Source organism: Arcticibacter tournemirensis (genome assembly GCF_006716645.1).
GTDB lineage: Bacteria > Bacteroidota > Bacteroidia > Sphingobacteriales > Sphingobacteriaceae > Arcticibacter > Arcticibacter tournemirensis.
Map to the genome: position 1 here is coordinate 4,289,274 of NZ_VFPL01000001.1, position 22,217 is coordinate 4,311,490.

At 44.2% G+C, this 22,217-nt stretch carries 16 protein-coding genes and 1 tRNA gene; 4 read left to right on the forward strand and 13 right to left on the reverse strand.

All coding sequences use genetic code 11. The annotated features are described in order from the left end of the window. Positions 1-19 precede the first annotated feature (19 nt). The 7 genes from BDE36_RS18050 to BDE36_RS18080 all read right to left on the reverse strand — a co-directional run bounded on the left by BDE36_RS18050 (position 20) and on the right by BDE36_RS18080 (position 10,662). The gene (locus BDE36_RS18050) at positions 20-1,222 is read right to left on the reverse strand and encodes an esterase (protein WP_141815978.1); all 1,203 of its coding nucleotides are present in this window, start codon (positions 1,220-1,222) and stop codon (positions 20-22) included. A gap of 186 nt (positions 1,223-1,408) precedes the next feature. Then, entirely contained in the window at positions 1,409-2,536 is a 1,128-nt protein-coding gene (locus tag BDE36_RS18055) for an acyltransferase family protein (RefSeq protein WP_141815979.1), read from the reverse strand. A 140-nt stretch (positions 2,537-2,676) separates the two neighbouring features. After that, entirely contained in the window at positions 2,677-4,191 is a 1,515-nt protein-coding gene (locus BDE36_RS18060; RefSeq protein WP_161987689.1) for a TlpA family protein disulfide reductase, read from the reverse strand. A 189-nt stretch (positions 4,192-4,380) separates the two neighbouring features. After that, positions 4,381-5,241 (reverse strand): DUF7281 domain-containing protein, encoded by an 861-nt coding sequence (locus BDE36_RS18065; RefSeq protein WP_141815981.1) that lies wholly within the window; start codon positions 5,239-5,241, stop codon positions 4,381-4,383. Continuing rightward, the gene (locus BDE36_RS18070; protein WP_141815982.1) at positions 5,228-8,905 is read right to left on the reverse strand and encodes an ATP-binding protein; all 3,678 of its coding nucleotides are present in this window, start codon (positions 8,903-8,905) and stop codon (positions 5,228-5,230) included. Before BDE36_RS18070 ends, BDE36_RS18065 begins: the two co-directional genes overlap by 14 nt. Beyond that, positions 8,889-9,461, reverse strand: a complete 573-nt coding sequence (locus BDE36_RS18075) for a condensin complex protein MksE (RefSeq protein ID WP_235904296.1) — start codon at positions 9,459-9,461, stop codon at positions 8,889-8,891. The genes BDE36_RS18070 and BDE36_RS18075 overlap by 17 nt, the downstream gene beginning before the upstream one ends. A gap of 1 nt (position 9,462) precedes the next feature. After that, positions 9,463-10,662: a hypothetical protein gene (locus BDE36_RS18080; RefSeq protein WP_141815983.1), complete on the reverse strand. Its 1,200-nt coding sequence runs from the start codon at positions 10,660-10,662 to the stop codon at positions 9,463-9,465. Positions 10,663-11,186: 524 nt separating this feature from the next. Here BDE36_RS18080 and BDE36_RS18085 point away from each other — a divergent pair. Both BDE36_RS18085 and BDE36_RS18090 read left to right on the forward strand, forming a co-directional pair. Then, positions 11,187-13,976, forward strand: a complete 2,790-nt coding sequence (locus tag BDE36_RS18085) for a sensor histidine kinase (RefSeq protein ID WP_161987691.1) — start codon at positions 11,187-11,189, stop codon at positions 13,974-13,976. A 34-nt stretch (positions 13,977-14,010) separates the two neighbouring features. Then, on the forward strand, positions 14,011-14,760 hold the full coding sequence (locus BDE36_RS18090) for a LytR/AlgR family response regulator transcription factor (protein ID WP_141815985.1): 750 nt from the start codon (positions 14,011-14,013) through the stop codon (positions 14,758-14,760). 396 nt (positions 14,761-15,156) lie between these two features. Here the strand turns inward: BDE36_RS18090 and BDE36_RS18100 are convergent. Next, positions 15,157-15,232: transfer RNA gene (locus BDE36_RS18100), tRNA-His, on the reverse strand. A gap of 205 nt (positions 15,233-15,437) precedes the next feature. Between BDE36_RS18100 and rnhA the strand changes: the two genes are divergently transcribed. Further along, a complete protein-coding gene (rnhA, locus tag BDE36_RS18105) occupies positions 15,438-15,899 on the forward strand; it encodes a ribonuclease HI (protein ID WP_141815986.1) in 462 nt (153 codons plus the stop codon). A gap of 3 nt (positions 15,900-15,902) precedes the next feature. On the opposite strand, the gene fbp is transcribed toward rnhA, so the two are convergent. From fbp to BDE36_RS18130, 5 genes are all read right to left on the reverse strand, one after another. Continuing rightward, positions 15,903-16,979 (reverse strand): class 1 fructose-bisphosphatase, encoded by a 1,077-nt coding sequence (gene fbp, locus BDE36_RS18110; RefSeq protein WP_141815987.1) that lies wholly within the window; start codon positions 16,977-16,979, stop codon positions 15,903-15,905. Between the two features lie 21 nt (positions 16,980-17,000). Continuing rightward, on the reverse strand, positions 17,001-17,495 hold the full coding sequence (locus BDE36_RS18115; RefSeq protein ID WP_141815988.1) for a metallophosphoesterase family protein: 495 nt from the start codon (positions 17,493-17,495) through the stop codon (positions 17,001-17,003). Between the two features lie 189 nt (positions 17,496-17,684). Then, positions 17,685-18,413, reverse strand: coding sequence for a tRNA1(Val) (adenine(37)-N6)-methyltransferase (locus BDE36_RS18120; protein ID WP_141815989.1), 729 nt, complete (start codon positions 18,411-18,413; stop codon positions 17,685-17,687). After that, on the reverse strand, positions 18,400-18,792 hold the full coding sequence (gloA2, locus tag BDE36_RS18125) for an SMU1112c/YaeR family gloxylase I-like metalloprotein (RefSeq protein ID WP_141815990.1): 393 nt from the start codon (positions 18,790-18,792) through the stop codon (positions 18,400-18,402). Before gloA2 ends, BDE36_RS18120 begins: the two co-directional genes overlap by 14 nt. A 137-nt stretch (positions 18,793-18,929) precedes the next feature. After that, positions 18,930-19,772 carry an energy transducer TonB gene (locus BDE36_RS18130; RefSeq protein ID WP_141815991.1) on the reverse strand — a complete coding sequence of 281 codons (843 nt, stop codon included), beginning with the start codon at positions 19,770-19,772 and terminating at the stop codon, positions 18,930-18,932. Positions 19,773-19,976: 204 nt separating this feature from the next. On the opposite strand from BDE36_RS18130, the gene BDE36_RS18135 reads away from it, so the two are divergent. Beyond that, positions 19,977-22,151, forward strand: a complete 2,175-nt coding sequence (locus BDE36_RS18135) for a glutamine synthetase III family protein (RefSeq protein ID WP_128770063.1) — start codon at positions 19,977-19,979, stop codon at positions 22,149-22,151. Positions 22,152-22,217 lie beyond the last annotated feature (66 nt).

Below are 22,217 nucleotides of genomic sequence, written 5' to 3' on the forward strand. Positions count from 1 at the left end.
AAAAGGCCCCGAACAAGCCTTATTTGAATAAGAGAGGAGCAAAATCAGTGAGATAAATTCTCCAGTTCCTCCAGATGTGGCCGCCTTCCGACTCGTGATAGGTGTACTTATAACCCTTTTCGTCGAGCATCTTACGGAACTCCTCGTTTGCTTTATACAGAAAGTCTGTCTTGCCGATGCCGATCCAATATAGCTTTGGCTTCTTGCTAAACTGAACCTTCAGCTTTTCATCCATATTTTCATATACAGGGGATTTAGCATTCTTATCCGGCATGATAGCAGCCGAAAAGAGCCCGACGTAGTCGAACATGTCAGGATACTGTTTTGATATGTGGAGTGAATGAAAACCGCCCATAGACAGTCCCGCAATGGCCCGGCCGGTTTTATTTTTAATAGTCCTATAGTTCTTATCGATAAAAGTGACTACATCAGGAAAGCTTTCTTCCATCGAGCCTTCCATCGTTTTAGGCAGCTGCATGGTAGGCTTGTAGTAGTTAAGGGATGATTCGCCGGGAGCAGCTTCCTGGGCTGCGTTACCATTAGTCATCACCACGATCATAGGAGAAGCTTTTCCCTGTGCAATCAGGTTGTCGAGGATCTGAGCTGTACGCCCTAACGCAATCCAGGCCTCTTCATCGCCACCCATACCATGGAGCAGATAAAATACGGGATATTGTTTGGTACTGGCTTCGTATCCCGGGGGAGTGTAAATGGTTATACGGCGGTCCATCTTCAAGGTGGGACTATTGTACCATCTACGGGATACCGTACCGTGGGGCACCTTATTTACTTTATACAGATCTGCCTTGCCGCCGCCAATCAGAAAGACATTGGTAACAGAGGCAACATCGCGGATCAGGTATACATTATTGGGATCGGTCGTTTTAAACCCATCAACAATAAAGGAGTAACTATACAGTTCGGGGCTCAGCGGAGCAGCTGTCTTATACTCCCAAATCCCGTTAGTTCCTTTTACAAGACCGGCCACTCCGGGAGCGTCGGTCTTACCGTAGGGACTATCGACCCGTTGAGTCGGCAGGAAATCGCCGGTAACCTGCACCTTCGTTGCCTGAGGAGCATGAAGGCGAAATATTACTGTATTATCTGCAGCAACTTCCGGCGAAACGATATTCTGGCCTCCCCATAACGCCTGCTGGGCGAATGAGCCAAGGTGCAGGCACACGACAATGATGGCAACTGCTATTCTTTTTAAGTATGTCATATTACAATCAGGCTATGGTTGGATCTCTATGTTTAAAGTATGTATCAAACTTAGATAAACTTGTTTTGATATGCAAAACATCGTTCCACCGGAAGCATCACTACAGTTCTTTCTTCATCATAATGTCGGTCTGTTCGTCGTCTCCCACTTTGAGGTCTACCAGGCAGAACGTGGATCAAATAGAGATCATGACCGGGGTTTTTCAGTATTAACTGATTCCAGCCGGGCAAGTCTTCGGTTCCGTTTATCGGTTAAATATTTCCTTACAGGGATATCGTAAACAACCATTACGAGATACGCTGCCCCAATCAGCAGAATTAATGCGGCTATAATTATGAACGTCAGCTGCATAGTATCCGGTTTATGAGTGGTATAATAATTCCCGAACATCCATAACACTGCATAGTGGGTCATGTACAATGGATAAGAGATCTTTCCGGAAAACACGCAAACATTTTTCAAGCCCCCTGTCAACGTTACCCCTGCGCCTAAAGCGATCAGCAAAGGAAAGTAGAACACTACCACGAAAGGTTCAGACAACCAGTTCCACTTTGAGAATGGCATTAAAAAGGCCAGGAACAATAATGCGCCGATGCCTGCAAAGCCCAGCTTATTTTTGATGATCCAGTTCGAACGGTAGATAAGCAGTCCTGCCAGAAAAGAATACGCTATACGGGCAGCGCCATCCCAAAAGGTCGGTCCGCTCCAGCCGCCCAACAAATTGCCCGAGCGGTAAGCCACCCAGCAAATAGCCACGGCCGAGATGATCGTCAACAGCAGCAGGAGGCCACGTTTGATCCTATAGAGCACAAATGCATAGAAAATATTGGCTATGTACTCCCAAAACAGCGACCAGGAAGGCGCATTAAAGCTGAACAGGTTAAATCCGCGATCTTCTATTACGGGCAGGGGGATTAGCAGCAGAGAACAAACAAACGCGAGTATGATCTTACCGGTGCTGTACAATTCGGGATGGCCGCCAAACGGGTCGAACAAAAACGCCAGCAGACCTAACACCGACCCTGCTATAACCAGCGGATGCAGCCTGATGATCCTCGATTTAAAGAACTCTAGTACGCCCATTTTTGCAATACGATCGTCATAGGCATAGCCTATCACAAATCCCGAAAGGCAAAAGAAGAAATCGACAGCTAAAAAGCCGTGCGCGATGAAGTTGGTAGTGAAATCGGTGTAAGCCCATTCCATAAAATGAAATATTACAACCGCCAGTGCGGCGACGCCTCTTAATCCGTCGAGTATTTCGAAATGCTTTTTTGTTTGCAGAGTTATTGCAGTAGTTTTATTGCTATCCATTAATTTCCTATTCAGCCTTGATTTAAGGAGCCAGCGCAGCCTCCGAGCTAAAAATAAGTCAATTCAGCAACATATCTTCACATTTTCACATAGATAAATCGATGGACAGGTAAATTGAGCACTATTGCGTTTATTTTTAGCTAATCACGTGTATAACGATCAATAAACGCTAACCAGTCGCTGTTAAAAGGAATAACCAAATAGTTACCTTCGGGCGTAATCAGCACTTTAGTGGGGAAGCCATTGACGTTGTAAGTGCTAAGTATTTTTTGATCTTCCATCGCTACCGGAAAGGTGTATTTAAATTCGTTCATGTAAGCAGATACTTTCTCTTTAGTGTCTTGACAAGCTATGGTGATAATATCCAGGCCCGCTGAAGTATCCGAAATACTCTTCAAATAAAGCTTTTGTAAATCCGGATGCTCTATGCGGCAAGGGCCGCACCAGGTTCCCCAAAAGTCGACTAATATCCATTTACCAGCATTCTGAGCTGAAGAATAATTGCTGCCGTCTGTTTTCCTTATGAATATTGACGGAGCTTTATCCAGGCCTGTATTGATTGCCCTACGCCAGTAGGTGTTAAAATTTTCGCGCTGCGCAAAATTAGCTGCAAAATAAGCGGCTAACCCGGCCTTATGATCCACCGGATTGCGCAACGCTATTTGTGTAAGAGCCGACAACATCTGGTTTTTATCTCCATACTTTTTTAGATAGTTAACATAGGCCAGCTGAAAATACTCAGGTTGTTTATTTCCGAAAAGATATACCTCGCTACTAATATCATTAGGTTTGCGCAGGTCAGTAAGATCGGGACTATACTCAGCCGCTGTTTTGTAATATGCTCCGGCGGCCTGATGATCGCCGGCCAAAGTAAGGGCATTGGCCTTAAAATAGTTGGCGGCGGCATAGAGGTAGCGGTTCCAGGCTCTTTTTGCTATGGCAATATCCGGTGCCGTGTTTACATTGATATTCTGAATAGCGCCCAAAGCCGACTTCATAGTAGCCGACAATAAATCTTCAGCCTGGCGTTGCATCGTCTTCTCATTAGCTATGTCTTTGTACATCAACAAAGCATAAGTACCTGTTTTATCCTGAAAAGAGTTCTCCTGGGTAGTTTGAAAGGCAACAAATTCTTTTACAAGCTGTTTAGTCCGGGCAATATCCGCCGTGTTGCGGGGACTTTTGAGGGGCATCCCTGGCTTGTCTTTAACCAGACTTTGCACTCCTGCCCTATCCGACTTCTCCAGTTCTTTATTGTTGTCGACATTTTGTTGGAGCCCATGCACCTTAGCCCACAAGAATAACGGCTTTGAAGTATTAACCACCAGCGGACTGGCATCGGTAGACATTTTATGTAAGGTATTATATATTGGCAATAAAAACTCATTGTATTTTTTCTTCCAGTCGGCGTCGTTATTCTTCAGGCTGGCATCTTTAAACTTTTGTTTAACCTCATCTGAAAAGTAGAAAAAAATATCCTCATGTACGGCTTGCCGCAGAAAGCTGGCGTATTTCGGATCTGATGCCAGCTTTCGGGCATAGAATATGGCCGAATCAGGGTTCTTGTAGTAATTATTGTAAAATCCAGTCCGGTATTTTACAGCATCAGGATGTAACAATTGAGCTGAGGTATGAATTGATGAAAAAATCATCATCAATAGGCCTAACTTAAATAAACCAATTTTTTTGAGAAGGTGAAGGTGCAGGCTCATAAGTCAGTAGCGTTAATACTGTGAGAATGAATATTTAAACTTTTTCGATCAGATTTCTAATTTACAAAAAGGTTATTAAAAAAAAACCGGAAAGCTTCATAAAAGCCTAAATAAGATTTAGGTGATATTATCTCAGACCAACTGAATCAATACCTCCTGCTCCAAACCTTTTTTATAGCGATGCAATAACTGACTGAGTTCAAGTATGCCTCGCTCATCGACTTCTGACGCATGAAAACTTTTTTTTTGCCGGTCATATAATTTTCGATTGCCAAACCTGGCGATCAGTGATTCTATGTCGTTTGGAATAAAGAATTTTGCCCGTTCGCCTAATGAACGTTTATATTCATTCAGATAAATATTAATCCCGGCAAAATCAAAATCACCAAAGTGCAGATAGGAGTTAGGAATGCGGCGCAGCCAGTTCAAAAGGTCTTTGTTCTGATTTTGTGGATAACGGCTTACAAATAATGGAGAAATCTCCTCGAACAGGTGTCGTTGTTCAGCGATCCTGCTGAAATTTTCCGCGTTTTCAACATTGACAATCAATACATCCGGATCCGGAACAAAAGTTTCATAATTATGAATGAATTGAAAGGTGCCAGGAGGCGGCTGAATAATGATTTCTTTCCCACCCAGCATGGCAACGACGGGTTGGTAACTATTCACTAAAAACCCTTTAAATGTTCTAACCACCTTTCTCTTTGAATCCGATGCATGCCGCGCCAGATCAGCCCTCAAAAAGTCATCTTGACGCAGTGTAGCTAAATATGCTTCCAAATCAGATATAGAAAAGCGATTGTTAATGTATGCACGCAAAGACACAGGGTCAGGAACGTACAACGTGCTTTTTGTCCGCCCCTTTCTTTGGTCTATGATAATCCCTTCTGATATCAGTTCGGCAACCAGAGCAAATTTAAGGCTGCTGGCGGGCAGGCGCTCTCCATGCGCTAACCGAAGTAACTTATCCGCCAATGCACTACTCAGTTGCATTTCCCATATTATTAGTGATTAGTCTCTTGATAAGAGTGGCATGCTTGCTATCCTTGGTCAGCAGATAAGTGTGTTTATAGTCAACGGCATTATACGATGTCGGAGAGCTGTTGATAAGCATAATATTGCGATCGTTAGCAAACTTAAGAATGCCTTTAACATTATTTGGGTGCAGCTTGCCGATTTCATCCATCATACAATGCAGCCTAAAATCCCTGAACCTTTTAGATGCGTTCTCTTTAAAAACATTCAACAGCATGATATTGATCATGGCCTTTACCAGCACATCTGTCCCTTCAGATCCAACATTTGTTAGCTTTTCGACCCAGCCGCTGTCATTTTCATTTTCAACGATCCTGAACTGGAGTTCAAAGGTATCCGAGAGTGTCACCTCACCTTGTTTTGATCCGGCAATTTCAGCTGCAAAGCTTTTCAGATAACTGACCGCACGTTTGTTGTTATGCACGGTATCATCATTGCTGAACAAATTGGCACCACCCAGTGAGATCGCGTAATCGTTATTGAACAAACGGATCTCCTGCAATAAGGTAACAATCTTATTTGCACTGGGAGACATCCGAAGTTCTATACCCCTGATCACACCGGCAAAATTACGTTCCACAAAGTCCCGGTTGATGTCGTTGATCACCTTGTTAATGATGGCTTCTTTAGAGACCAGTTCCGTCGTCTCTTTACTCACCTGGAAGACCAGGGTCGCAAAAAGTTCGTTGGTGCGCTTTTCGTATTCTTCAATTTTATTTTCCTCCAAAAACTCGCTAAGACTGTCGGCGAACCTGAGGTATTCTTCATCATCGATCAGACTGGTTTCAAAACCAAAAATATTCCCTGAAGAGAAATTACTCAGGAACCTGTTTATGCTGCCGCGCAGATCATTCATCCGTAATATAGCTTCATTGATCTTATCCGAGATTGCTGCAATCAGTTTTGTCAGCCGCAGACTGGTACCCGATTCATTACCTGTTTCATCGAAATGATCAGCCAGCCGCAGAAACGTATCTGTTTTACTAAAGTCCTCAAACGCTTTCAGATCTTCTCCCATTTCCCTCAATGCCTGATTTTCGGCCTTAATGACCTCATTTAACTGGTCAACGGTCTCCTGTAGTTTTGCCTTTCCGGCCTCGTAGCGTTGCTGCTCTCCCGACAGTTTGGTTTCCGCCAGCTTTTTAGCCGCTTTAAAATCATCCACATGGTCAAACAACTCCCGTTTATCTTTATTATACTCCGCTACCTGATCACGGTTGGCCTCAATATATTCGAGCTCCGCTTCCACCTCCGTTAGTTCCTGGTCTAAAGCAGTGATGCGGGCAACGTCAGCGCCTTCGTTTTCCAGGGCCTTTTTACCCTGTTCATCAATTTGCTTTTTTCTTAGGACTATACGGTTCCGCTCTTCAGCAATATCAACTGCTGCTTTTTCCAGTTCAGTGTGTAAGGCCTGATCTTCGGCATCGAGCCGCTGATCTCTTTCCTTCTTTTTATCATCAAGCCGCTTTTTAATGGTTTTTTGAAACACCAAAAGTTGTTCCTCCGCCGATGATCTTTCTTCAATGGCGCTAACAATATGTGCTTTGATCGTTGTAACCTCTGCTTTTTGTTCACTTTCTGCCTTTCGCAACCACTCATCACGTTCCAGTATCGAAGCCTCACGACTTTCCCTAAGCTTCGTTTCTTCGTATTCACGGAGCGCGATCGAATCCTTTAGTGCTCTTATCTGCGGCTGATATTTCTTCTTTAGTTTGTCGGCCTCCACCATCTGTTCTTCTGTCAATGCAGCCAGAGATACCTGGCAGGCCGCAATGTCGTTATTGAGTTGTTGGATTTCCTGTTCATAATCCGCAATAGACTTAACATCGCTGGTCACACCAGAGAGGTCGAGTTCAACTCCGTAAATCAACGGATGATCCGGCTGCACCATTTTAGGCGACAGCCCGGAATTGAAAAGTACCGACCGCTGATCAACCACTTTACCAACACTCTGCTCCCAGCCTGGTTTATTTTCGTGCAGCCATTCGTAGAACGAATTCCTGCTGTTTGCAATAACCGCTGCGTTCTCTTCGGCCATCCTCCCGGCGGCGACGATCTGTGCTTCAATTTTTTCCCGTTTAAGCGTGTATTCAACCTCACTTCTTTTGACATCGAGGTCCCAGTTTTTTTGAAGTGATTCGATCTGCGTTCTACTGGCTGATCTTTCGTTTTTTATAACCAAAAGTTTCTGGTCGGCATTTACAATGGCCTTATTGCTGGCTACCAGTTCATTTTCAAACCAACGCTTTAGTTCGGCTTCCTTCTTTTTTAACTCCAGTTGATGCACCAGTTCTCTTTTTTCGCTGAGTGCAGCTTCGGCATCCTTTTTAATATCCGCATGCTCCCGCTCAATGGCGGCCATTATCTTGTCATATTGTTTTCTTATCTCCTCCTTTTTGAGGTAAGAAGCGGCCCTGACATCATTACCTAAGGTATTCTTTTCATTTATAAACTGGTCCAGCTGATTTTGTAACTGGAGAGCTAAAGCTTCATACTTATTGGTGATCTCCTGATAGCGACCGACCAATAAAGCCCGTTCCGCCTGCTTATTGGTTTTCCGGCTTTCCCATTCTGATCTTCTAGCAACGCGTTCTATCAGGCGATGAATACCGATCTGGTCATAGTTTTCCGTCTTGCGCCTTATTTCCGTTAGTTTAGCATCCATCAAGGTGATCTCTTTATTGATCTTATCCCTTTTGTCCCGGAACTTCTGGTCCGCCTCTTCGACTTTTTTTACAGCAACGGCGTGTTTCTCCCTATGCTGGTCAAGTCGTTTAACATATCCAGGATAAGCTTGTTCCAGGCTGGAATGAACGTGGAAAAGTGAGCGAACGAGGTGTACTTTCTCCTGTTCCAGAAAGCCCACCGTTTTATGCAAGCCAGCTATCTTATCGGCCAGTATGCGAACTACGACCTCACCAGACCGGGAGCGTTCAGTCCATTTTCCGATATCCGATAGCTGTTGTTCAAAATTCTTTAAATGCAGAGCATACTGATCCAGATCGATCTTTATGTCTTCTTCATTCAACGACATGATGATCGTTTGCTTTATAAACTCAGCTTCCAGTTTAGAGTTTAGAAAAACATTCTGGATGGTACGCGGGAGGTTTTGATATTGCCGGCTTTCAATCATGGCATACTTCCTGAACTGTGCAGGAAGCCCTTTATTATTTCCATATAAAATATCCCGGTATTCTTCATAGCGTTCAATTTTACGGGTATAAACGGAAGTACCGGAAAATGTATTCCTTACCTGGTCCCAAATCATTGCTTTATGATCGGTGCTGATATAATTGGCCCGGTCATAAGCGCCGTCTATAAAGCGAAAAGCGACCCTGCCCTGCGATTTGTAAGCAAGAACGCAAAAAAGACCGGTTTCCGTAACCACTTCATAAACAATAAATGAATTGCCGTGCGGCAAATAATAATCATCAAAAGACCGCTTGCCTTTCTCAATGCCCAGCTTCGTTTTATCTGCATTATAAAAAAACAGTATAGCGCGAAGGATGGTACTTTTTCCCACTCCCTGCGTTCCGATGAAGTGCACATTCCCCGCAATACCTATTTCCGCATAAGCAATATTGGCACTATTGATAAAAATGATTTTATTGAGGTATCTCATGCTGTATATCTTCGGGAATATTGATAGTCAGGACTAATTTTTCAAGGTAAGTAAACGAGGATAGCGTCTTATACTCCTGGGAAATATCATTTTCAAGTTCGATGAAATTATCCCTTACCAGATGATCTAATACCTTTTCCATGATATCGGTATATTTCTCTTTCCCAGGAGCATATTTCTTTAAGCCTTCCAGTTTGTTTTTCAGGTCCGCGTCAACACTCGTCCGGGCCAGTATATCAGCTATACGAAAGCGGAACCCGGAACCAAAGCTATTGTCGTAGGTCTTCAGAAAATCCAGAATATCGATCCATTTCATGGCAATTTCCAGCTTACGTTCTATTTCAGCACGGTTCTCTGCACGCACAAAATGATAATATTCGTCCCCTTCTTCAAGGATGAGGTTGATTCCTGAAAAGTATTCGTAATAGGCCTCGAAATCCTGGCTGATTGCATTATAAAGTTTTCGAATGGCATCTTTGGTGCTGTTGGAGCAAATGAACTGGCCTTTGCTGAGAATTTCGAAAACTTCCGCTGTTTGTTTGGGGATCTCGATCATATTATAAAGGGTATATCAGTAAATATTCAGATTCGTGTTTGATTTGGTATTGGTCGGTTAACCGGAACTGCGTATCATATTGTGAAATGAGCTGACAATAGATGGTCAGCCTATCCGCAAAAGAGACCGCCATGCCAAAATCGTACGATTCAAGGAAATCAAAAAGATTGTTACTGCCTGCCAAGAAGCTGTTCTTTACTTCTTCCAGGTTAACCTGAGAGACCAGCTCAGCGCCCGTTTCCAGATAATCCTGAAGGTTTGTATCGGCTACAGACTGTCTGATCCGCTGTCCCGACCTTGAACGGGCCTGTACTTTCCTGATCAATTCAAGGCTGGCATCATCAACCTGTAGCTGATCCAGGGACAGCTTTAAGGCATAAGCGGGTTTGGCTTCAAACAGCAGTGGGTTTTGGGCGCCAAGTACTTGTACAATGTTGGTTTTGGTACGCAGCTCGAATTGATCCTTCAGGTATTTGAGCTGACGGATCTTCTCTACCAATATGCTCTGACTTCTGAGGCGGTTGAGATATTCGATGATTTGTTTCTGCGCATCGATCAGGTTATGACGGCAAATGTTCAACTGACCTTTCAAGTTCAGAATGATCCTTTGCAGCTCTTCATCAGCGGCTATTTTAAAAAAAGTTTGCTCATCGTCCCCCGAAATCAGGTTATCTGTCAGGCTAATCAGCGTCGATATGTCATTGCGCTTGAGATCCAGATGCTCCAGTTTTGCCTTTTTTACCTGGTAATTAGGCTCGTTTTTAAACGTATTGTCAATGTTCCTCTTCAGGTCGACCACGTTGCGGATGGCAATCGTTCCCGTCTTGCGAAGGGCGCTTTTTACTTGTCTGAGATAGGCATATCGCCGGCTTTCACTATTTTCCTGAAGGTAATATAAGATATTTTGCCGGATGGACTGCAGGTTTTCATTGATGTAAGATACATTGATCTCTTCATTTACCTCCAGTATCTGCTCGAAGAATTGAAGGAACTGGTCGTCCAGCTCCAAAAAGCTGCCGTTTTCACGCAATACAGCGTATTCAATTAAGATACGCAGCTTATCTTCATTATACTCCAGTACTTCCAGCGCATCGTCATATTTGTAAGCGAGCACTTTTCGCTTCTCAAATATTTCGCTGATCAGCTTCTGTTCCCGGCTGAGTATATTCAGCAGTTGTTTTATCGAGGAAAATGTTTTCAAGTTAAGCGCATGTATAAATCAGCAGAATACCGTCAGGTTGAAAAAAGCAGGGCAGTAAAAAACACTCTTTGATGTCTTTAAAAGCTAACGCATGTGTGTCCTGGATAATCATTCAATAAATTAAGGCTATAATAACATTCGAAAATAACAAATATTTGATTTTGCTTATGATACTGCGTGTTTTTCTTTGACAAAATCTGCGACGGAACGAGGAAGGCTCCCAGCATCTCCGCTTGATCCCTAAACGCTCAAAGCAAGAGTGGCCTTGACTCTAATTTTTATCCGTCTGTGTGTAGCTTAAAAAACTTCATGTACATTTGAAAGGGACGAAACGGTACAACCGATTCTTTTTCCAACGCCTTAGATGCTGGTATTGTTAAAGTTTGTTGTAGGCCCCGCCGAAGGTGGTTGCCAATAGTGCAACATAAAAAAATTGCTGAATAATAAATCAGAACTACCATATGCTCGGCCGGCTACCTCTCATGGGACGATTATGCTTCCCTTTGTTTCTAAATCCAAGACTCATGAAACAGAAAAAATTTGTCCTGCTGCTCCTACTACTGCTGCGCGGACTCCCAGGAACCATTTTTGCACAGCAGGAAGATGCGTTCCAGAAAATGAAAGCCGGCGACTGGTTTGAGGTACTCGTTGCAGATACCGCCCGAAAGCCTGCTGATGAAAGCTACCGCTATAACATCAGATATCTGTTAAAAAAAACCGACGCCTCGGGCAACCGGGAATATACACTGACGTTCGAGCGGATCCGAATCATACTCTCCCACCCCGGCATCGTAGCCCTTGGCTACGACTCTTATTACCCGCCTTACAGGCAGGGCATGGAAAAGCCTGACCAAAAACCCGTTTTCCAGTCCAGAGTTGATCCGAAAGGCAAGATTCTTTCCATGAAACCGGGTGCTGAGTTTTCCAGAATCAATCTTTACGAAATCGGGACCCGTAGTACTAATGTTGGTAGATGGGTCGAATTAGAACCAATCCATAAAGAAACCGCGACAGTTATTTCCGCAATCATCATGAAAGCCATAGCAAACAGGGAGCAGGACTGGTACAGTGGAACGCTCTATCGAAACTCAGGACTAAGCTTCGTGTTATCTGCTGCTTCGTTTCCTCTGAAACCCAATGTACTCATAGAGGGTCATATCAAAAATATGACGGCTGAGCTTGCCGGTGAATATGCTCTTTATCTACCTGGTGTCGAGAAGGCGTTCCGGATTTCAGCTGATGGAAGCTTCAGAATGGCTTTTTTCCTTTCCGAGGGATCAGGCGCGCGCCTGAGAAACCGCCACCGGCTAGAAAAAACACCGGCAAAACCACATTCAGGTACCATGAAAGATGTTGATGTTGTGTTGGCCATGCGTACAGTCGATATCCCCCTGTTTTTCCGGCCCGGCGATACGCTTAGGATAACAGGTGATGCGCTCGATCCCGAAGGCAGCCTGCAGTTTTCTGGAAATACTGCTAAAATGGCGGCATTCGGGCTAGACATAGCCAAGGCTACCCTTAAAAAGAATACTCCCGAAATACCTTACGGCGTAAAATTATATTCTGCTGAAACCTTTATGAAGCAACAGGACGCGGACAGGGCTATCTTCGACAGGCTTAACAAAACCTACAGCGGACAGCTTTCACCGGTTACCGGGAACTATTACCGGCTCTGGTTTGCCTTTACTCAAGCTAGCGAGAGACTGGACTTTCTTAGCAAGACCTCTTATAAAAGCAGTCCGGCTTCTACCAGAATGTTTGATGGGTTTCCGGAGCACTTTTTCGAGGCTGTTGACACCCTGCCCGTAATGATGACCGATTACAACAACGCAGTCTGGTATACTGATTTTATCAATACCTTCCAATTCTATCTGAGCGCCAAAGTTGGTCAGCTTAATGGGGGAAGCAGTGGGTTTTTCCTTGGAGACTATGTTCTTTCGTTAAACCACCTTAGGTGCTTTCCTCTCTACCTTACGTTGGCCGACGCTTTTGAAAACCAGCTTGGAAACAACAGCTGGAAAACAGCCCAGACATTGAAGCCCTACTACGAGGACTTCATTAACAATTGCGCAGATACCGTCTTGACCGGACTGGTACGACAGAAATGGGAAACCCTATCATTGTGGGCACCAGGAAAGCCGATTCCCTTAAAAAGCATCAAATTAGCAGACGGAGGTCTCCTGAATATGAACAGGTTTAAGGGAAAAGTGCTGAACATCACCTTCAACTTCCACTATCCGGATGAAATGAGACGGCTGTTGGAAAGGATCAAAAAGCAGGATCCCCAGAAAGTGCATTTCCTTATCGTGCAGCTCAAAGAACATAGCTATCCGCCCTCGAGCGTTGTCAGCGAACTGAAAAAGCTCTCTCAGGTAACCTTTGTAGAGGTCGCGCCCGACAACCAGGCGCTCAGAGAACTGGTGATGCTGGAGAATTTCGATATCAAAACCTTTGTTATGGATTCAGATCTTGGGATTATCCAGGACAACATTAACGATAGCCCCGATGAGCTCCCGAAAGATAAGAACTTTGAAGAGGCCGTACAAAAAGCACTTGAACCCAAAAAAATGAGCCGGCAGGAAAAGGCCGAACTGATCAAAATAACATTATGGAGCCTCGGCTCCATAATGTTTGCCGGTTTGGGCTTTCTGTGGATCTACAGGGCGAGGGTTTCGGCGATCAGAAGAAAGGAATCTCTGAAAAGACGAATCCAGGAACTAGAGATCAGGGCAATACGGTCACAAATGAACCCGCACTTTATGTTCAATGCATTGAATTCAATCCAATCTCTGATCAATGGCCACCAGTACAAGGAAGCAAACATTTACCTGGAAAAATTTTCATATCTCATGCGCATGGTGCTCAATAATTCCGAAAAGACCTTTGTGAGCCTCTCGGATGAACTAGAAGCTGTATCGCTTTATGCCGAGCTGGAAAAGCTTCGCTTCGATTTTGAGTTTGGCCTCTACATTGGGGCAGAGATCAACAGCGAGCTCATTGAGATACCCGGCATGATCATCCAGCCGCTTGTAGAAAATGCCATTTTGCACGGGATCGCCCAGAAGGGAGCATCTGGATTATTGGCAATCAGGGTAAGCAGAGTGGGTATTTATCTGAGGGTGGAGGTAACCGACAACGGGACGGGATGGACAGAAAAGGAAGGCAGAAAACCATCCGGGTTCGGACTGAAGCTAGTTAGAGAACGGCTGCATCTTTTAAATGTTCATGGCGGAATAGGAAAACTGGAGATAATACCTAATTTAGGGATTCATGCAGAAGGAGTAACCGCTGTGCTCAGCATTCCCCTCGATTAGAAAAGATTGGAACCGAACCCAAAACAACATATACATGAGAATCAGTACCATTCTTATAGATGACGAATCCAGGAGCAGGCAGAATCTGAGGCAGCTGTTGGAAGTTTACTGCCCGGATATCGACGTTGTTGCCGAAGCCGGCTCGCCTACCGAAGCGCTTAGCCTGATTGCTGTGCACCAGCCAGATCTGCTATTTCTGGACATCGAGATGGGCGAACTTTCCGGATTCGATCTACTCAAGATGCTCCATAGCCCGCAAACCTTCGAGGTGATCTTTGTCACGGCCTTCGACAGGTATGGGATCCAGGCGGTAAAGGCATGCGCCATTGATTACCTGCTCAAGCCCATAAATATAATTGAACTATGCAACGCGGTAAACAAAGCTTTCGGACAGATCGGGCCAAAGAAAGAAAACGAAAAGCTGAGAGAACTGATGGCCAATATTGACCGCAGGGAAGAAGAACAGCGCATTGCAGTTCCACTTGCAGATAAGATCGAGTTTATTCTGATATCTAAAATACTGCGGCTGGAAGCGGAGGGCAATTACACCCATTTTTATCTTGAAGGGGGAAAGCACTACCTGGTCTGCAAAACGCTCAAAGAGTACCAGGATCTGTTGGAAGGATATCAATTCATCCGTACCCATCAGTCACATGTCATCAATTTCAAAAAGATCAGCGCCTATGTCAAAAAAGACGGCGGATACATCTCCATGGAGGACGGCAGTTCCGTTCCCATATCCAGACAAAAGAAGGATGAGGTTCTCTCCCACATCTTGCGCTGATTTTTCTACCATATTGGCTATGTTTTTAAAGGATAATTGAAGGCAGCTAATTTCGTGACCAACATTCGCATGACCTGTTGGAACATCGGGTGGTAACTGTATCCGAGATAGCCTACCGGGTGAGCCCGGCCAGCATTTCCCGCCATTTCGGCTATGCGCCTAAATTACTTTGATAACAGAAGTATCAATGCCTCCGCTGAGTCTTTCAATGTCAAGAAGCCTTCAGAGCACAATACAGATGAGTGGGAGATGTCAATTTTTTCCTCTTCAGACTCATGAAATTATTTGCCTAGTTCACAGATTTTGACACAGATCCATATTTGCCGGATGGAAAAGGTGGAAAATTCTGATCAAAAGCAAAAAAAGCAGCTCTTTTAGAACTGCTTTTAAAACCCGGGGTGGAATATGGGGCTCGAACCCACGACCTCCTGAACCACAATCAGGCGCTCTAACCAACTGAGCTAAAACCACCGTGTTTTGGAGATGCAAAAATAAGTCATTTCTTTCATTATGCAAATTTTACTTTAAGAAACTTAAGGCTATGCACTAACAGACTGATATTCCACTGTTTAATTATGCACACTAAGAGGCGATGACATTGATCGATCGACAGATGTCCCCGCACAGGCGTTCTTTCGGTTTATCTTTTTACATTTGCGCCTTACATTTTGCTTTTCATGATAGAGATCTTTACCGACGGAGCTTCAAGCGGCAATCCGGGACCAGGGGGTTACGGGGTGGTTTTAAGGGCTGGACAACACTATAAGGAGCTTGCCGGAGGCTTTCGTAAAACTACGAATAACAGGATGGAATTACTTGCTGTAATCGTCGGGCTCGAGGCTCTTAAGAATCCCGGACAGGAAGTGATTATTTATTCCGACTCCAAATATGTGGTGGATGCCGTTGAAAAGAAATGGGTGTTTGGATGGCTGAATAAGGGATTTGCCGGAAAAAAGAACAAAGACCTCTGGCTCCGCTTTCTGCAGTTATACAAACTTCACAAAATTCGTTTTAACTGGATAAAAGGGCATGCCGGTCATCCAGAAAACGAACGCTGCGACCGTTTAGCAGTCGCAGCATATCAACAAAAGGAAAATTTACTCATCGATTCTGTATTCGAAGCAGAAAACGGGAAGTAAAGGTTAAATTACATTTCCAACTTTAGAAATATCAGCCGAAGGCTCAACTTGTTTGTCTATCAATTTACCAAGCTCGGGTGAGAAATCCCGCATCATCTCTTCTGCCTTGAGCACCATATTCTCTGATCCAAGGAAAATAGCAGAACGCTGATGCAAGGAAGTCACTTCTTGCTCCAGGATCCTTTCAAAACCGTCGGTAGCGCGGCCTCCCGCTTGCTCAATAATAAAGGCCATCGGATTGCACTCATATACCAGTCGCAACTTGCCCCTGGGAGCACTCGCCGTTGTGGGATAAATAAAGATGCCTCCCTTTATAATATTTCTGTGCAAATCGGCCACCATAGAGCCAATGTATCTTGATGAATAGGGCCTGTTTGTTTCCTTATCCATCACCTGGCAATATTTAATATACTTCTTTACGCCGTCGGGAAAGTGTACGTAGTATCCTTCATTTATGGAGTAGAAGGTGCCGTCTTTCGGGATCGTCATATCGGGATGAGAGAGGCAAAACTCGCCAATGGACGGATCGAGCGTAAATCCGTTTACTCCTTTACCCGTGGTATAAACCAGCATGGCTGAAGATCCATAAACCACATACCCTGCAGCTACCTGCTCCACTCCTCTTTGTAACGCATCCTGAATGGTTGCTTTCCCTTCAATGGATTTTCTTCTGTAAATAGAGAAAATAGTTCCCACTCCTACGTTTACATCGATGTTCGATGAGCCGTCGAGGGGATCAATAGCGACAATGTACTTTGCATTCTGGGAAATTTCCGACTCAATGTACACGGGGTCGTCATTTTCTTCGGAAACCACAATACAACATTCTCCGCCGCAGGTAAGGGCTGAAATAAACTGCTCATTCGCAAAAACATCAAGCTTCTTCTGTGATTCGCCATGCGTATTCATGGTTCCGATCTCCCCCAGGATATCTACCAATCCTGCCTTGTTTACTTCGCGGTTTACAATTTTGGATGCAATACCGATATCCCTCAACAAACGGGATAGCTCGCCCTTGGCATAGGGAAAGTCTTTCTGCTTTTCAATAATGAACTGGCCTAACGTTTTTACTACCGACATATACTTAGTGTATTTATTACATTATCTATTTCCTAGTTCGATGATCTCTAATGTATGAATTTTTTCGTCAGAAATGCTGAATCTTAGCAAAGAACGTATTTTATGCCACCCTTGTTTGCCTGCGGCGCCGGGATTTAAGTGTAAAGTACCAATTTTTTTATCGTATATTACCTTTAATATATGCGAATGTCCTGAAATGAACATTTTTGGCGGATCTTTATAGATTAAATTTCGCACCTGAGGACTGTAATGATCCGGATAACCGCCAATATGCGTCATCCAAACATCGACATCTTCACATTTAAACCGCAGATGCTCAGGATAAACCGTGCGAATATCTTTTCCATCGATATTTCCGAATACTCCGCGTAATGGTTTAAAGGCGGCAAGCTTGTCTGCCAGCTCTAAATTACCAAAATCGCCGGCGTGCCAGATCTCGTCGCATTGCTCAAAGTGCCTGAATACGGCATCATCGAGGAAACCGTGAGTATCGGAAATTAGTCCTATTCTTTTCATTATATTAAGCTGTTGGCAATTGGCTTTTAGCACATAACTAATAGCCGACCTCCTTATAATCTATGAATCCTTATTTTATTTCTTGATACTTACATCTTGATACTTGTATGCTATATCTTGATACCTGATACTAGTATCTTGATTCTTGTCTCTTTCCCACAACACACGACCTGCAACCTGCAACCGCGCTCAAAATATCGTAAAAAAGTCTTTCAATGCTTCCTTGTATTGTTCTGAATAGCGTTTTTCACGTTCGTAAATAGCAAAAGAGGTTGTGCTGGCTTCTTTGCTATTGCTCAGTCCAAATGTAACGATCTTCCGGTGCGGAACCGAGGATGGAAAGGATGAAACTTCAATTTCGTTTAAAAGGAACAATCCTGCCTCGCGGGCATTGACTGCGGCTATCTGCACTGTAGCCAGAGGAAGGATAAGCGATAAGTTGCCGTTGGCGTTTAAAGAATCAGCAGTGAGACTCAGTAGATCCGAGAAAAAGTTATGGTCGGTATGCCTGGCCGTCTGCTTCCGGAGGTTGGCATTTTTGATGGAGTTCAGAAAAAACGGGGGATTACTGACTATCAGATCGTATTTTACAGGTGAACCGGTCCTGAGATAATCCTGAAAGGACCTAGCATGGAGGCTAAGGCGGTCGGCAAATGGCGAACTTCTGAAATTTGCGGAAGCTGTTTCGGCTGCATGGGCGTCAATCTCTACGGCAACTACCTTTGCTGCCGGAAACCGCTGTGCAAGCATCAGTGCGATTACGCCTGTTCCCGTTCCTATATCTAATATGGTTTCAGGATAATCCGGCTTAATCAAAGTGCCTAACAATACTCCGTCAGTATTGATCTTCATTCCGCAATTAGCCTGATCCACTTCAAACTGTTTGAACTGAAACACCTGCGGCTTACTGACTTTCATAAAGTTCTATGGGCAACTGATCAGGGTCAGAAAAAAAGGTAAAGCGTTTTCCTGTTATTTCGTCGGTCCTTACCGGCTCTGCTTCTATACCGTGCTTTAAAAGCCCGGTGACCGCGGCATCAATATCATCGCATTTAAATGCGATGTGCCGCAGTCCGCATGCCTCCGGGCGCGACACCCTTGCGGGAGGCGCAGGAAATGAAAAAAGCTCGATCTGGAAGTCGTTCCCAACCTTCAGATCCAGCTTATATGATTGCCGCTCTTCACGGAAAACCTCAGAGATTATCTGAAGGCCCAAAACCTCTGTATAGAATTTTTTCGACACAGAATAGTCCGAGCAAATAATAGCGACATGATGAGCCGACTTCAAGTTGAGCATCGATTATTTCTAAAGCTATTGCGTTTTTGAGATACGCAAAATTAGAAAAAAGCATTCAAGTTTTAAAGCTGGGGCAGAGTAGTTGTAATCAGTTGATAGAGGGATGGAAAGGAATAACCCCAACCATCCCTCTCGTTTTATTCAGAAAACTGGAACAGTAAAGGTAAAGTATACTGAACCCTCACTTTCTGTTTATTCTGTATACCTGGCGACCAGGACGGAGACTTTTTAAGAACACGCACTGCTTCCTCGTCGCATCCGAAGCCGATTCCCTTAATCACCTTTATATTGGTTAAACTGCCGTCCCTTTCGACGATAAAGCTAAGGAACACTCTGCCGGCGATACCATTTTCTGCAGCGCTGGCGGGATACCTTAGGTTTTTACGAAGGAACCGGGCAAAGGCTTCCATTCCACCGGGATATTCAGGAAACTTCTCTACGACATTGAAGTCTACAGGTTCATTTGAGTTCGTACCCTCTGTCACTCCGATTCCGGTCCCACCTGTAGTGCTTGCAGGCAGCGGACTGACATCTGATGGTAATTCAACACCATCCTGTGTTTTTGTGCTGATCGTACTTCTTTCAAGCTCCCTGATTTCAGGCATCTCTTCAGTTACAAGTTCCTGGCGCACTACCCTTGGGGGAACAAAACGAGTAGTTTTAATTTTGACGACATCCGCTTTCGGCGCAGGAGCTGGCGGAGTCGCCTCCTTTATTTTACTCATGTCGAGCAAGATCACCCTGTCGTTGTCCGGCACCAGGGCAGAAACAGGCGATTGTATATCCGCTCCCTTCAGATTCTTGTAAACCACAGGAAAGCATACAGCCGAAATAAAAAGAACAGAGGCGGTTATCAGCGCTTTGTTAAGAGTGTAAGAATAGTTCCTTCTTAACTCATAAGCCCCATATTCCTGGTTTCTGTTAGCGAATACAAGTTCGAGCCACTCGCTCCTGTAAACATCAAATTTATCGTTTAACATGATCTGAAGATTTAGTTCTATAGATAGGATGCATACAGCAGCCGGATTCCATAATGGAGTATAATTTAAAATACCGGCAAGCTTAGGCGACTTTTATAATTACTGCATTTTTTTCAACGTTATTAGTTTTTTAGCAATATTTTCCAAATATTTGACCCGAATTTTCGTATTTAACTTAAATATTGATAAAAAACATATAGTATTATGTCAAATCTCCGTTTTCAGGCATTGAATGCCGTCCTCACCAGGACTGTCCCCGAAGTCACCTATCCCTCCTCTAAAGTTTCTGAATTCTATGCGTCGAATGTTTTCGACAGAAGAAAAATGAAGGAATATTTATCAAAGGAAGCATTTCAGAGCGTGACTAATTCTGTTATCCTTGGTGAGAGAATTGACCGGGAAGTAGCAGAACAGGTAGCCTCGGCAATGAAAGCGTGGGCAATGAGCTTTGGCGTAACACATTATACACACTGGTTTCAGCCACTTACCGGAACTACTGCAGAGAAACATGATTCATTCTTTGAGCCTGCAGGCGACGGTCTGGGCATAGAAAAATTTTCCGGCGACGCCCTGGCACAACAGGAGCCGGATGCTTCAAGCTTTCCAAATGGCGGTATCCGCAGCACATTCGAAGCTCGTGGCTATACGGCATGGGACCCTTCATCTCCCGCCTTTATCATGGGAAAAACCCTTTGTATCCCCACTGTATTCGTTTCTTATACAGGTGAGGCTTTAGATAACAAAGCTCCCCTTTTAAAGGCATTAAGCGCTTTGGATAAGGCGGCCGTATCTGTTGCACAGTATTTCGATAAAGGCATTGAAAAAGTGAACGCTTCGTTAGGAATCGAGCAGGAATACTTCCTTGTTGACCTTGCTCTATTTAACGCACGCCCAGACCTTTATCTTACAGGAAGAGCTTTATTCGGCCATATGTCCGCTAAAAACCAGCAGCTTGAAGACCACTACTTCGGATCAATTCCTGAGCGTGTGCTGGCTTTTATGCAGGATGTTGAAATCGAATCCCTGAAACTTGGTATTCCATTAAAAACACGTCACAATGAGGTGGCTCCTTCGCAGTTTGAGTGCGCTCCTATCTACGAAGAGATCAACCTGGCTATCGACCATAACCAGTTACTGATGGATCTGATGGACAAGATTGCCCGCCGTCATAACTTCAAGGTTCTTCTGCACGAAAAACCGTTTGCTGGAATCAATGGATCAGGAAAACACAATAACTGGTCGCTTATAACCAATACAGGTAAGAATTTGCTGGCACCCGGCAAAACGCCTAAGAATAACCTGATGTTCCTTACTTTCTTTGTGAACACCATTAAGGCTGTTTATGAGCATGCCGATCTTCTCCGTGCATCCATTGCTTCGGTGAGCAATGATCACCGCCTTGGAGCGAACGAAGCGCCGCCTGCCATCATTTCAATTTTCCTCGGTACGCAGCTGAATGATGTACTCGACGAAATCGAGACTTCACGTGTTACCAGCAAGATGAAGCAGGAGCCTTCTTTATGGACCAATATTCCGAAGATACCTCAGATACTTCTCGATAATACCGACCGCAACCGTACTTCTCCTTTTGCATTTACAGGCAATAAATTCGAACTGCGTGCTGTTGGTTCTTCTGCAAACTCTGCAGGCCCGATGACCGTGCTAAACATGATCGTTGCCGAACAGCTTAACAGATTTAAAGTTGAAGTGGATAAACTTCTGAAAAAAGGAGAGAAGAAAGATGTGGCCCTGATGACTGTGATCAAAAAGTACATCAAAGAATCCAAGTCGATCCGCTTCGAAGGAAACGGATACAGTGACGAATGGGCTGAAGAGGCTGAAAAAAGAGGCTTATCTAACATAAAGACTACTCCTAAAGCGCTGGATGTACTGATCAGCGAAAAATCGGAAAAGCTTTTTGAAGAGACCGGAGTATTTACCAAACGTGAAGCACATGCACGTCACGAGATCCTGCTTGAAAATTACTATAAGAAATTGCAGATCGAGGCTCGCGTGATGGGAGAACTGGTGAACAATGTTATCATCCCTGCTTCTGTTGCATACCAGACCGAGCTGATCGAAAACGTAAAAGGACTGAAAGACATCGGGCTGGAAGAGGATTCGTATGCAGCCCAGGTTGAAATCATTACTAAGCTTTCGGTTCATATCAACTTCATACGCACCAATGTGCTTAAAATGGTTGACGAACGTAAAAAAGCAAATATCATTGAAGACGCACGCGAAAAAGCAATCGCTTACGACGAAAATGTTAAATCATATTTTGAGCCTATTCGTTACCACGTCGATAAGCTAGAACGCTTAGTGGCTGACGATAAATGGCCTCTCCCTAAATTCAGGGAATTACTGTTTATCAAATAAAGGCTTCGTCTTTATTTGATTGCTATTAGCTTTTAGCAATTGGCTTTTTACAAATAGCTGGCGAGA

What these genes read in the sequence shown, in the direction of transcription:
- BDE36_RS18050 (WP_141815978.1), bottom strand. Translation starts at nt 1,222, where the DNA reads ATGACATACTTAAAAAGAATAGCAGTTGCCATCATTGTCGTGTGCCTG.
- BDE36_RS18055 (WP_141815979.1), bottom strand. Translation starts at nt 2,536, where the DNA reads ATGGATAGCAATAAAACTACTGCAATAACTCTGCAAACAAAAAAGCAT.
- BDE36_RS18060 (WP_161987689.1), bottom strand. Translation starts at nt 4,191, where the DNA reads ATGATGATTTTTTCATCAATTCATACCTCAGCTCAATTGTTACATCCT.
- BDE36_RS18065 (WP_141815981.1), bottom strand. Translation starts at nt 5,241, where the DNA reads ATGCAACTGAGTAGTGCATTGGCGGATAAGTTACTTCGGTTAGCGCAT.
- BDE36_RS18070 (WP_141815982.1), bottom strand. Translation starts at nt 8,905, where the DNA reads ATGAGATACCTCAATAAAATCATTTTTATCAATAGTGCCAATATTGCT.
- BDE36_RS18075 (WP_235904296.1), bottom strand. Translation starts at nt 9,461, where the DNA reads ATGATCGAGATCCCCAAACAAACAGCGGAAGTTTTCGAAATTCTCAGC.
- BDE36_RS18085 (WP_161987691.1), top strand. Translation starts at nt 11,187, where the DNA reads ATGAAACAGAAAAAATTTGTCCTGCTGCTCCTACTACTGCTGCGCGGA.
- BDE36_RS18090 (WP_141815985.1), top strand. Translation starts at nt 14,011, where the DNA reads ATGAGAATCAGTACCATTCTTATAGATGACGAATCCAGGAGCAGGCAG.
- rnhA (WP_141815986.1), top strand. Translation starts at nt 15,438, where the DNA reads ATGATAGAGATCTTTACCGACGGAGCTTCAAGCGGCAATCCGGGACCA.
- fbp (WP_141815987.1), bottom strand. Translation starts at nt 16,979, where the DNA reads ATGTCGGTAGTAAAAACGTTAGGCCAGTTCATTATTGAAAAGCAGAAA.
- BDE36_RS18115 (WP_141815988.1), bottom strand. Translation starts at nt 17,495, where the DNA reads ATGAAAAGAATAGGACTAATTTCCGATACTCACGGTTTCCTCGATGAT.
- BDE36_RS18120 (WP_141815989.1), bottom strand. Translation starts at nt 18,413, where the DNA reads ATGAAAGTCAGTAAGCCGCAGGTGTTTCAGTTCAAACAGTTTGAAGTG.
- gloA2 (WP_141815990.1), bottom strand. Translation starts at nt 18,792, where the DNA reads ATGCTCAACTTGAAGTCGGCTCATCATGTCGCTATTATTTGCTCGGAC.
- BDE36_RS18130 (WP_141815991.1), bottom strand. Translation starts at nt 19,772, where the DNA reads ATGTTAAACGATAAATTTGATGTTTACAGGAGCGAGTGGCTCGAACTT.
- BDE36_RS18135 (WP_128770063.1), top strand. Translation starts at nt 19,977, where the DNA reads ATGTCAAATCTCCGTTTTCAGGCATTGAATGCCGTCCTCACCAGGACT.